Genomic DNA, 11,799 nt, shown 5'->3' with positions numbered 1-11,799 from the left:
TCAGCGCAGCGCACGTTGCCGGCCGCGGGACAGGAGCCGGCCGCGGGACCGGGTGGAGGCCCGCGCGCGCTCCAGCGTCGTGGCGTAGAGCCGCTCGTAGCCGTCGGCCATCACGGCCGGCGCGAAGCGGCGGCGGGCCTCGGCGGCGCAGGTCTCCGGGTCGATCTCGTCGAGCCGCCCCAGCGCCGCGGTGAACCCCGCCTCGTCGGTGGCGAGGAAGCCGGTGCGGCCGTCGTCCACCAGGGAGGGCAGGCAGCCGCGGGCCATGGCGACCACCGGCGTCCCGGCGGCCAGGGCCTCGCAGACGGCGGTGCCGCCGGGCTCCTCCCAGCGGATCGGGAACAGCGCCGCGCGGGAGGTCCGCAGCAGCTCCTCCTTCGCCGCACCGCCGACGCTGCCGATCCAGCGCGCGGCTCCGCCGTCGAGGTGCGGGTCGACGTGCCGGAGGAACCACGTCACGTCGGGGTGCGAGCGGGCCGGGTGACCGGACGTGGCGAGCGCCCTCTCCAGTGCCTCGCGGTCGGGCAGCCCGCCGACCGGGCCGGCGAGCACCAGGGGGACCCCGGCCGCCCGGCAGGCGCGCAGGGCGGTGTCGATGCCCTTGGGCTCGCACAGCCGGGCCAGCACCAGGACGGAGTCGGAGCGGTCCGTCCGCGGCACGGGGGGTGGGCCGTCGACCGGCACCGACAGCGGGACGACGCCGACCACCTGCTCGCGCAGCGCGGCCGGCGCCTGCGCCACCTGGGTGTCGGAGACGCCGGCGAACCAGACCCGGCCCCCGCCGTCGAAGGAGGCCCAGAAGTCGGCGTTGCGGCCGGTGTCCCAGTGCAGCGTGGCCAGCGTCGGCGGGGCGGCGTCCCCCAGGCCGGCGAGCAGCGCCGGGCCGACCACCTCGACGTGGCTGTGCACGAGGTCGAAGGGCTCACCGGCCAGCGCGTGCTCGGCGAGGGTCGCCAGCACCACCTGCTCGTGCGCGTGCGCGGTGCCGACCACCTGCGGGTACGGCCCGCCGAGCTGCTCGAACCGGCCGCTGGGGAAGGCGCTGACCAGCCCGTCGACCGGCAGCGTCGAGTCGCCGACCGAGGCCAGGACGACGGTGTGCCCCCGTGCGCGCAGCTCGGCGGTCAGCGTGGCGACGACGTTCTCCAGGCCGCCGTAGCCCGGCGGCGGCACCGGCAGCCACGGGCCGGCGTCCATGAGGATCTTCACGTCCGGCCCCACGGTCGGGCGTCGGCGGCGCGGACCGACCGCATCGGCGGGCGCTCGACCACCCCGACGTCCCAGCTGACCCCCTCGAGGCCGTCGGCGGTGCGCAGGAACTGCAGCAGCTCGCGCTCGGGCCGCCCCGTGTCGGGCCGGCGGGCCAGCGCGGTCTGCAGGATCTGTCCGGCCATCCGGCCGAGGGCCGCATCGGCCTGGTGGGTGTGCTGCCGGGTGCCGACGTCGACCTGGGCCAGCGCGTCCAGGCCGGCGAGGGCCACCAGGTCGACGAGCAGGCCGAGCTCGACGCCGTAGCCGGAGACGAACGGCACCTGCTCGAGCAGCTCGCGGCGGCCGGCGTACTCCCCGGACAGCGGCTGGACGAAGCCGGCCAGCTCGGGCCAGAAGGCGTTGAGCAGTGGCCGGGCGACGAGCTCGGTGACCCGGCCGCCGCCCGAGGGGACGATGCCGTCGGTGGTGGTCAGCGGCCGGTCGTAGAGGGCCTTGACGTAGCCGACGGTGGGGTCGGTGAGCAGCGGGCCGAGCAGGCCGACGACGAACTGCGGGTCGAAGGCGATGAGGTCGGAGTCGACGAAGACCAGCAGGTCGCCGCTGGTCGCGGCCAGTCCCTTCCACAGTGCCTCGCCCTTGCCCGGCCGGCTGCCGTGCCGGGGGAGCACCGTGTCGACGGAGACGACGCGGGCGCCGGCCGCCGACGCGATCTCCGCCGTCCGGTCGCGGGAGCCGCTGTCGACGACGACCACCTCGTCGACCAGGGGGCAGCGCTCGATCAGCTCCTGGCGGATCGTCGCCACGATGCTGCCGACGGTGCGCTCCTCGTCGAGGGCCGGGAGCACGACGCTCACGGTGGCGCCGTGGGTTCCCTTGGCGGTGACGAGGTCGGCCGCCTGCCACGTGTCGGCGGTGAAGGTGCGGTCATGGAGCCAGCGACGGACGTCAGGGCGCACGCGTCTCCTCCAGGCCGGGTGCCGACGTCGTCGTCGGCACGGAGGTCCCCCGCGGGCGACAGGATGCAGGAGAAACGGCAGTTCCGGGATGCCGTCCGCGTCCCGTCTCCGGTCCGCGGGTGTGCTCCTCCGGACGCTCACCCCCTGCCCCGCAGGGTGGGCAGCGGGTGATCCCCCAGGGGGTGGTGGAGCCGGCGTCAGCCGACGACGACGTCGCCCAGCGGCGCCCGGTACTCGGACACCGTCGCCAGAGGCGGCCGCTCGTCGACCGCCACCGCCGTGCTGTGCGGCACGAAGCCGGCGCCGTCGTGCCGGAACTGGGTGAGCAGCCCGCCGGCCTGTCCCCGCCCGGCCCGGGCGAGCACCGTCGACACGACCTGCCCCGCCATCCGGCCCAGCGCCTCCTGCCCCTGCGAGATGTGCCGGCGCACGCCGAGGTCCACCTGCGCCAGCCCGCCCAGCCCGACCAGTTGCAGCAGGTCGACCAGGAGCCCGACCTCCACGCCGTAGCCCGACACGAACGGCACCCGCTCCAGCGCCGACCGTCGTCCGGCGTACTCACCGCCCAGCGGCTGCACGAACCCGGTCAGCTCCGGCCACAGCGCGTTGAGCAGCGGCCGCGCGGTCAGCTCGGTGACCCGCCCGCCGCCGGCCGGGACACTGGCGCCCGCCACGTCGAGGGGGCGGGTGTAGCAGCCCTTGACGTACTCGACCTGCGGGTCGGTGAGCAGCGGCCCGAGCAGGCCGGGCACGAAGTGCCGGACGTCGCCGAGCAGGTCGGCGTCGAGGAAGACGACGAGGTCGCCGGTGGTGGCGGCCAGCCCCTTCCACAGCGCCTCGCCCTTGCCCGGGCGGCTGCCGTGGCCCGGCAGCACGTCCGCCGCGGCGACGACGTCGCCCCCGGCCGCGCGGGCCACCGCGGCGGTGGCATCGGTCGAGTCGGAGTCGACGACGAGCAGCTCGTCGACCAGCGGCACCCGCTGGACCCACTGCTCGTACAGGTCGGCGACGAGTCCGCCGACGGTCGCCTCCTCGTCCCGGGCGGGGAGGACGACGCTGACCCGGTGCTGCCCGCGGCGCTTGGCACGCAACAGCGCGTCGAGGTCGAGCGCATCGAGGGAGGGGGCCGAGCTGGTGCGGGACTCGAACCAGGCGCGCGCGTCGGGTCGCATCAGCCCACTCTCGGTGAGGTGATCACCGCGGCGCCACGAGGCGCGACGGAGTTCACGCGGACGTCACCGCCTGTGCGGCGGCCGGTCACACCGGCACGTCGGAGGAGCGCTGCGCCGTCGCGCTGAGTGCTCCGACGGCGCCGCCCCCGGTCGGTTCGGGGTGGCCCAGATCGGTGAGCCAACCGCGCAGGACCCGGTGCAGCGCCTCGGCGCCGACGACCTCGCCCGGCGCCCGGAACGAGCGCGGGTGCAGCAGGAAGGCGTGCTGTTGCGGGCCGCCGAGCCCGCCGTGCGAGCCGACGTGCGGCTCGAACGCCGAGGCCTCGTCGGTGGCCGGGTCGTAGCGGCTGTTGATGACGACGTCCGGGCAGTGCGGGAACGTGGAGCCGCGGGCCACCAGGCCGGCGGCGTGCGGGCCGTAGGGGAGCAGCGGGTCCTCGCCGACCACCTCGCCCGTCGCCAGGCGGTGCAGCCCGTCGCGGCCGAGCACCACCGGGCCGTGCTCCTCGGAGTGCACGAGCAGGAACCCGACGCCGTCGTGGTCGACCAGGCCGGGCAGCAGCGCCGGCCAGTGGCGCTCGATCTCCTCCAGCGACACCCGGCCGGGGATGTCGGCGAAGGACACCATCGCGGTGTGCCCGGAGACGGCGACGACCACCCCCGGTGCCACCCGCGGCACCCGGCCCTCGCGGTCGATGGGCAGCTCGTGCGCGTGCGGCACGCCCTCGGCACGCTCCACCCGCTCGCGCAGCCGGCGGGCGATCGGCCCGCCGCCCTCGGCCAGCGCCGCGCCGACCTGCCAGCCCTCGGTGAGCCGCCGGCTGTCCCGCGGACCGGTGAGGTGCCCGGCCGGCAGCTCGCCGCGCCCGCCGCAGAGCCGGCCGACCAGCTGCTCGACGGTCTCGCCGAACCGGGTGGCGAAGGACTCGCCCTGCGTCTGGCCGTGGTCGGAGAGGCAGACCAGGTGGTACTCGCGCGGCGCGAGCTGGGCGGCGCGGTGCAGCCGGCCGATCTGCTGGTCGATGCTGCGCAGCACGGCCAGGCTGTCGGCCCGCTCCAGCCCGCCGTGGTGGGCGGCCTCGTCGTAGCCGAGGAAGTCCGCGTAGGCGACCGGCCGGCCGGCGATCATGTCCTCCAGCAGCGCGAAGACCACGACGTCGCGGGAGATGACCGTCGTCCCCGGGCGGGCCAGCGGGTAGACGCCACCGCGCGACACCCGCGGCCGGACGTCGTCCCGGCGCTCGCGGGCGGCGGCGACGAGCTCGCGGTACACGTCGACGAGGGAGCCCGCGAGGGTGCGCAGCGCGTTGCCCGGGTTGGCGAAGTAGGCGTAGTAGCCGGTGCCGGCGCGCTGCCGCCGCTGCCGCGCCCGCCGGCTGGTCGCGGGGACGACGTGCGCCAGCGAGCTCATCGTGAGGCTGACGTGCTCGGCGTCCCCCGTGAACAGGTTGCCGTGGCTGGCCCCGCCGCCGGAGAGCAGCCCGCGGCCGTCGGAGTGCGCCCGCTCGATCTCGGCGGCGTCGGTCGGCGAGGAGACCCGGACGATCCGGTCGCGGTCCTTGTCGTACCAGCGGAAACCCGGGATGTCGGCGTTGGAGCCGTGCAGGATGCCGCAGACCGAGGCGCCGGTCTGCGAGCTCCAGTCGGTGTGCCAGGTGGTCAGCACGTGGCCGCCCGAGCGCAGCCAGGCGGCCAGGTTCGGCATCGAGCCGTCGCGGACGGCGCGGCGGGCGGTGTCGTACGACAGCGCGTCGATCTGCAGGAACAGCACGCCGGGCGGGCACGGTTCGCCCTCCGCCGCCCCCCGGGCCCGGCGGCGCGCGCGACGGAAGAACAGCTCGTCCTCGTCCAGGGCGAGCACGCTGCTGACCAGCCCCGACACCCCGGCCATGGCGACGCCCACGACGACCGCGGTGCGCAGGTCGGCGATGACGACGCCGGGCACGAGGAAGGACAGGCCGAGCACCGCGGCACCCAGCAGCAGGAAGCTGCCCAGGCCGAGGGTGAAGAAGACCAGCGGCAGGGCGACCCGCATGACCAGCGGCCACACGACGCCGGTGAGCAGGCCGAGCAGCAGCGCGATCAGCGGCGGCTGCCACCACGACGGCATGGTGAACGCGCCGAGCCAGCGGTCGAGGACGACGAGCGCGGCGGTGCTGGCCGCCCAGGTGAGGACGACGCGCGCCGGCGTGCGGCCCCGCTGCAGGACCCGCCCGGAGGGTGCGGTCATGCCGGGCCGCAGCTCGAGGGGTCGGGCTCGGGGTCGGGGGTGCGCCGGCGGTGCGAGCCGACCACGTTGAGCACCGCACCCACGAGGAGCACCAGCACGGTGGCCAGCAGGACGGCGACCAGCGGCGAGTCGAAGATGCCGCCGCTGACCACGCCGAGGGCGGCGTAGGCGACCGCCCAGAGGAACGCGGCGAGCAGCGACGCCGGCAGCAGCCGCCGCCACGGGTAGGCCAGCGCGCCGGCGGCCAGCAGCACCGGGATGCGGCCTGCGGGCAGCAGCCGGCCCACGACGACGATCTGCCAGCCGTGCCGGCGGAACTGCTCGCGGACCTCCTCGATGCGCTCGGCGTGCTGGCCGCGGGCGACCCAGCGGACCGCCGCGGGCCCGCCGAACCGGCAGATCGCGAAGGTGACCAGGTCGCCGGCCCAGGCGCCGAGCGTGGCCACCAGCACGACCAGCACGAGGTTGAGCTCGTGGGCGGTCACGGCGAAGGCCGCGCCCGCGCCGACCACCGCACCGGTGGGGACGACGGGCACCACTGAGCCGAGCAGCACGCCGCCGAAGAGGACGGGGTAGCCGATCGAGCCGTCGGTCCAGCCGGCCGCGAGCGCGCTCACGACGTCGTCCCGACGGGGTCCGGCAGCGGCACCGGGCGGCCCGGCTGGGTGACGACCACGGCGGTGTCGGGGCCGCGGGCGGCGACCGCGGCGGCGAAGTCGCGGGGCGGGTCGGTCAGCAGCCGGCGCATCCTCGGCAGGTGCGTGGTGCCGGAGAGCGCGAGGGTGCCCCAGTGCACGGGGACGGCGACCCGCGGCCGCAGCCGCGCCACCGCCTCGGCCGCGCCCGCCGGGTCGAGGTGGCCGGGCCCCAGGGTGAGGCCCCACCCCCACACCGGCAGCAGGGCGACGTCGACCCCGCGCTCACCGAGCAGGGTCATCGCATCGGTCAGGTCGGTGTCGCCCGCGACGTACAGGCGGTGTCCACCGCCCTCGACCAGGTGGCCGACCGCGGGGGTGTCCGGACCGTGCGTCAGTCGCGGACCCCAGCGGTGTCCGGCGTGCTCGGCCGGGACGGCGGTGACCCGCAGCGCGCCGTGGGTGATCGTCTCGCCGGGCAGCACCTCGACCACGTGCCGGAAGCCCCGCGCCCGCAGCCACCCCCCGGCACCCCGGGGGACGACGACCCGCACGTCCGGGCCGAGCAGCCGCAGCGAGGGCAGGTGCAGGTGGTCGCCGTGCAGGTGGCTGATGAGCACCAGGTCGACGTCGGCGTACGTCTCCGGCGCGGGGGCCGGCACCACGCGGCGCAGCGGCCCGACGCGCCCGGTGAGCAGGGGATCGGTCAGCACCGTGTGCCCGGCCGACTCGACGCGCACCGTCGAGTGGCCGAGGAAGTGCAGGTGCAGGCCGCCCACCGGTCCAGTATCGACCGCGCCTCCGACGATCCGGCACCGGTTCGACCCGTGAGGGGTGGCGCCTCCCGTCCACGCCTCCGACCACCCCGCCCGCCCGACGTCCGCCCCACTCCACGTTGATCATGGGGCTGTTCCGGGAGGCACGCGGCGACACGCCGTCCGGACCCGTGACGACCCCATGATCACGGCCGGGTAGGGGTCGGCCGGAACAGGCGGCGGCAGCGGCGAGGACGGCGTCCACAGCGGGGGACGGCGTCCACAGATGTCTGCCGCGGACGCCGAGCGGGCCGCGAGGCCCCGACGGTCGCCGGCATGAGCGACATCGACCTCGGCACGGCCTACACCTGGGACGACGCCCGGTCCCGAGGCGCGACCCGCGGGGAGATCGCCCAGGACGGCGTCCGCATCGGCCGCGGCCTCTACCTCTCCTCCGCCGTCGAGCCCGACCTCGCCACCCGGTGTCGCGCCTGGCGGCTGGTGCTCCCGGGCGACGCCGCCTTCGGCCTGGGGACGGCGGCCCGGCTGCACGGGGCGCCGGTCGCGGAAGCGCCCACGGTGCACGTCGTCGTCCCCTCACGGCGGCAGTTGCCCAGACGCACGGGGTTGACCGTCCACGAGCGGCTCCTCACCGAGGAGGACGTCGTCGTGGTCGGCGGGCTGCCGCTGACGTCGGGCCCGCAGACGTTCCTCGACCTCGCCGCTCAGCTGCTGGCCGCGGAGCTGGTGGCGGTCGGTGACGCGCTGCTGCGCTCCGGGGAGATGGACGCCGCGTCGTTGGCCCGGCGCCTCGAGCGGGCCGACCGCGTGCGGGGCGTCGTCCGTGCCCGTGCGTGCGCCCCGCGGCTGGACGGGCGGGCGGCGTCGCGGCCGGAGAGCCTCGTCCGCTACTGGCTGGCGACCAGCGACCTGCCCGACCCGCAGCTGCAGGTGCCGGTGCACGACCGGTGGGGTCGCGAGGTGACGCACGCCGACCTGGGCTACCCGGAGTGGAGGGTGGCGCTGGAGTACGAGGGGCGCCAGCACGCCGACCCCGACCAGTTCGGGCGGGACGTCGACCGCTACTCGCTGATGGCGGCCGACGGGTGGCTCGTCCTGCGCTTCGCCGCCCGCCACCTGGGCGGCCCGGTCGTCGTCGTGGACCGCACCCGGCGGGCGCTGCTCAACCGCGGCTGGCGTCCCTGACGCGTGGGCGCCACCGGCCGATCGCCTCGGCCCGCGACGCCTGCCCTCAAGTTGATCATGGGGTTGTTGCAGGAGACACGCGGCGACACGCCGTCCGGACCCGCGACAACCCCATGATCAACGCGGAACAGGGCGGAGCGAGAGACCGCGGAGGGGGAGCGGGGGGACGGCGGGAGGCGGGACAGGCGGACGGACGGCGGAGGGGCAGGTCGGACGGCGGAGGGGCAGGTCGGACGGCGGAACGGCAACGGCCGGTTGTCGTCGACGACCGCGGGTCCCGGAGCGCCGAGTGGGCGCAGGAGTGGCAGAGTTGCGCACGTGAAGACCTGGCTCGACGCGTGGCCGGTGTTCCGGCAGCTGACCGGGCCGGACCCCCTCGGACGCGGGGCGGCCGCACGCAGCAAGGCGACGGAGAACGTGGTGAGCCGCACGGCCACCGCCGACCGCGTCGTGCAGAGCGTGTGCCCGTACTGCGCGGTGGGGTGCGGCCAGCGGATCTACGTCAAGGACGAGCAGATCGTCCAGATCGAGGGCGACCCCGACTCGCCGATCAGCCGCGGCCGGCTGTGCCCCAAGGGCAGCGCCAGCAAGCAGCTGGTCACCAGCCCGACCCGCGTGACGACGGTGAAGTACCGCCGTCCGTTCGGGACGGAGTGGGAGGACCTCGACCTCGACACCGCGATGCACATGATCGCCGACCGCGTCCTCGAGGCCCGCCGCAAGGGCTGGCAGGATGAGAACGACGGCAAGCGCGTCAACCGCACCATGGGGATAGCGAGCCTCGGAGGGGCGACCCTCGACAACGAGGAGAACTACCTCATGAAGAAGCTCTACAGCGCCATGGGCGCGATCCAGATCGAGAACCAGGCGCGCATATAGCACTCCGCGACGGTGCCCGGTCTGGGTGCCTCGTTCGGTCGTGGCGGTGCCACGAACTTCCAGGAAGACCTCGCGAACTCCGACTGCATCGTCATCGAGGGTTCGAACATGGCCGAGTGCCACCCGGTGGGTTTCCAGTGGGTGGGTGAGGCCAAGGCGCGCGGCGCGAAGGTCGTGCACATCGACCCGCGGTTCACGCGCACCAGCGCGATCGCCGACCTGCACGTGCCGCTGCGGGTCGGCACGGACATCGCGTTCCTCGGCGGCCTGATCAAGTACGTGCTCGACAACGAGCTGTACTTCAAGGAGTACGTCGTCGCCTACACCAACGCCGCGGCGCTGGTGAGTGAGGACTTCGTCGACTCCGAGGACCTCGACGGCCTGTTCTCCGGCTTCGATCCCGAGCGCAACCAGTACGACGAGGCCAGCTGGCAGTACGAGCCGGAGGAGCCGCCGCACTCGGGTTCGGACCACCCGGCCGAGGCCGCGGAGCAGAAGGCGATCGAGCAGCACTCCGACGTCAGGAAGGCCGACCGCGCGCAGGCGGCCGGCAGCGGCGGTCCGCCGATCGCGTCGAAGCCCAAGCGCGACGAGACGCTGCAGCACCCGCGCTCGGTGTTCCAGATCCTCAAGCGGCACTTCGCCCGCTACACCCCGGAGATGGTGGCCGAGGTCTGCGGCATCGAGCCGGAGGTGTTCCTGCAGGTCGCCCGCTGGGTGACCGAGAACAGCGGCCGCGACCGGACGACGGCGTGGGTGTACTCGGTGGGCTGGACGCAGCACAGCGTCGGCGCGCAGTACATCCGCACCTGCTCGATCCTGCAGACGCTGCTGGGCAACATCGGCCGTCCCGGCGGCGGGATCCTGGCGCTGCGCGGGCACGCGAGCATCCAGGGCTCGACCGACGTCCCGACGCTGTTCAACATCCTCCCCGGCTACCTGCCGATGCCGCACGCCCTGCAGCACGGGAACCTCGAGGAGTACTGCGCCGACGCGGCCGGCAAGGCCGGCTTCTGGGGCAACAAGCGCGCCTACATGGTCAGCCTGCTCAAGGCCTGGTGGGGCGACGCGGCGACGCCGGAGAACGACTTCGCGTTCGACTACCTCCCGAAGATCGACGGCGACCACAGCTCCTACCGCACGATCGCCGACATGATCCAGGGCAAGGTCTCCGGCTACTTCCTGGTCGGCGAGAACCCGACGGTCGGGCACCCCAACGGGCGCATGAACCGCTTCGGGCTGGCCAACCTCGACTGGCTGGTCGTCCGCGACCTGCAGATGATCGAGTCGGCGACGTTCTGGAAGGAGTCCCCCGAGATCGAGACGGGGGAGCTGGCCCCGGACACGATCGGCACCGAGGTCTTCTTCATGCCCGCGGCGACGCACGCGGAGAAGGAGGGGACCTTCACCCAGACGCAGCGGCTGCTGCAGTGGCGGCACAAGGCGGTCGAGCCGCCGAACGACGCCCGGAGCGACCTGTGGTTCTACTTCCACCTCGGTCGCATCCTGCGCGAGCGGCTGGCCGACTCCACCGACCCCCGGGACCGCCCGCTGCTCGACCTCACCTGGGACTACCCGACGCACGGTCCCGAGGTGGAACCGAGCGCCGAGGCCGTCCTGCGGGAGATCAACGGCACCGGCCCGGACGGGCGTGCGGTGTCGGGCTACCTGGAGCTCGAGGACGACGGCTCGACGACGTGCGGCTGCTGGATCTACTCCGGCGTCTACGCCGACGAGGTCAACCAGTCCGCCCGCCGCCGGCCCGGCCGCGAGCAGGGGTCGGTGGCCTCCGAGTGGGGCTGGGCCTGGCCGTACAACCGGCGGATCCTCTACAACCGCGCCTCGGCCGACCCCGACGGCAAGCCGTGGAGCGAGCGCAAGGCCTACGTCTGGTGGGACGAGGAGGCCGGTCGCTGGACGGGTGTCGACAACCCGGACTTCGAGGCGACCAAGCGGCCGGACTACGTGCCGCCGGACGGGGCCAGGGCGCAGGACGCGATCGCCGGGACCGACCCGTTCGTCATGCAGGGCGACGGCAAGGCGTGGCTGTTCGCACCCGCGGGGTTGGTCGACGGCCCGCTGCCGACGCACTACGAGCCGGCCGAGTCCGTCGTCGAGAACGCCCTGTACAAGCAGCAGGCGAACCCGACGCTGGAGCACATCGAGGGACCGTGGAACCGGGAGAACCCGCCGCGCAGCGAGGTCTTCCCGTTCCAGGTGACCACCTACCGGCTGACCGAGCACCACACCGCCGGTGGGATGAGCCGCACGCTGCCCTACCTCTCCGAGCTGCAGCCGGAGTTCTTCGTCGAGGTCAGCCCGGAGCTCGCCGAGCTGCGCGGCCTGACCAACGGCGAGTACGCCACGCTGGTCAGCTCGCGGACGGCGATCGAGGCGAAGGTGCTGGTCACCGAGCGCATACGGCCGATCCGGCTGCGGGACGGCCAGGTCGTGCACCAGATCGGGATGCCCTACCACTGGTCCTACAGCGGCATCTCGACCGGCGACGGGGCCAACGACCTGCTCGGGATCGTGCTCGACCCGAACACGCACATCCAGGAGGACAAGGTCAGCACCGCCGACATCCGGCCGGGACGGCGTCCGCGCGGCCCGGAGCTCATCGAGTTCGTGGAGGGCTACCGCCGGCGCGCCGGGGTCGAGTCCGGGCGGGTCGGGGTCAACGGCCGCGACCCGGTCGAGGCGAACGCCGGCGAGGGGTCGACGCTGTGAGCCCGCGAGGGACCGGAGCTGTGA

Annotated in this window: 7 protein-coding genes and 1 pseudogene; 2 read left to right on the top strand and 6 right to left on the bottom strand. The window is 74.6% G+C overall.

Translation table 11 applies throughout. The annotated features are described in order from the left end of the window. The 6 genes from ACI79G_RS19290 to ACI79G_RS19265 form a co-directional block, all read right to left on the bottom strand. The gene (locus ACI79G_RS19290) at positions 1–1,209 is read right to left on the bottom strand and encodes a glycosyltransferase (RefSeq protein WP_456882714.1); all 1,209 of its coding nucleotides are present in this window, start codon (positions 1,207–1,209) and stop codon (positions 1–3) included. Next, entirely contained in the window at positions 1,206–2,168 is a 963-nt protein-coding gene (locus ACI79G_RS19285) for a glucosyl-3-phosphoglycerate synthase (protein WP_456882713.1), read from the bottom strand. Before ACI79G_RS19285 ends, ACI79G_RS19290 begins: the two co-directional genes overlap by 4 nt. A 197-nt stretch (positions 2,169–2,365) precedes the next feature. Further along, on the bottom strand, positions 2,366–3,340 hold the full coding sequence (locus tag ACI79G_RS19280; protein WP_456882712.1) for a glucosyl-3-phosphoglycerate synthase: 975 nt from the start codon (positions 3,338–3,340) through the stop codon (positions 2,366–2,368). Positions 3,341–3,425: 85 nt separating this feature from the next. Continuing rightward, positions 3,426–5,570: a phage holin family protein gene (locus tag ACI79G_RS19275; protein WP_456882711.1), complete on the bottom strand. Its 2,145-nt coding sequence runs from the start codon at positions 5,568–5,570 to the stop codon at positions 3,426–3,428. After that, positions 5,567–6,187 (bottom strand): DedA family protein, encoded by a 621-nt coding sequence (locus ACI79G_RS19270; protein WP_456882710.1) that lies wholly within the window; start codon positions 6,185–6,187, stop codon positions 5,567–5,569. Before ACI79G_RS19270 ends, ACI79G_RS19275 begins: the two co-directional genes overlap by 4 nt. Beyond that, positions 6,184–6,984, bottom strand: coding sequence for an MBL fold metallo-hydrolase (locus ACI79G_RS19265; protein ID WP_456882709.1), 801 nt, complete (start codon positions 6,982–6,984; stop codon positions 6,184–6,186). The genes ACI79G_RS19270 and ACI79G_RS19265 overlap by 4 nt, the downstream gene beginning before the upstream one ends. 312 nt (positions 6,985–7,296) lie before the next feature. Between ACI79G_RS19265 and ACI79G_RS19260 the strand changes: the two genes are divergently transcribed. Both ACI79G_RS19260 and fdh read left to right on the top strand, forming a co-directional pair. Further along, positions 7,297–8,166, top strand: a complete 870-nt coding sequence (locus ACI79G_RS19260; RefSeq protein WP_456882708.1) for a hypothetical protein — start codon at positions 7,297–7,299, stop codon at positions 8,164–8,166. A gap of 318 nt (positions 8,167–8,484) precedes the next feature. Beyond that, positions 8,485–11,775 (top strand): annotated as a pseudogene (gene fdh / locus ACI79G_RS19255) (formate dehydrogenase). Positions 11,776–11,799: the final 24 nt, after the last annotated feature.

This window comes from Geodermatophilus sp. SYSU D00779, assembly GCF_054050595.1.
This window is presented reverse-complemented; position numbering and strand designations above follow the sequence as displayed.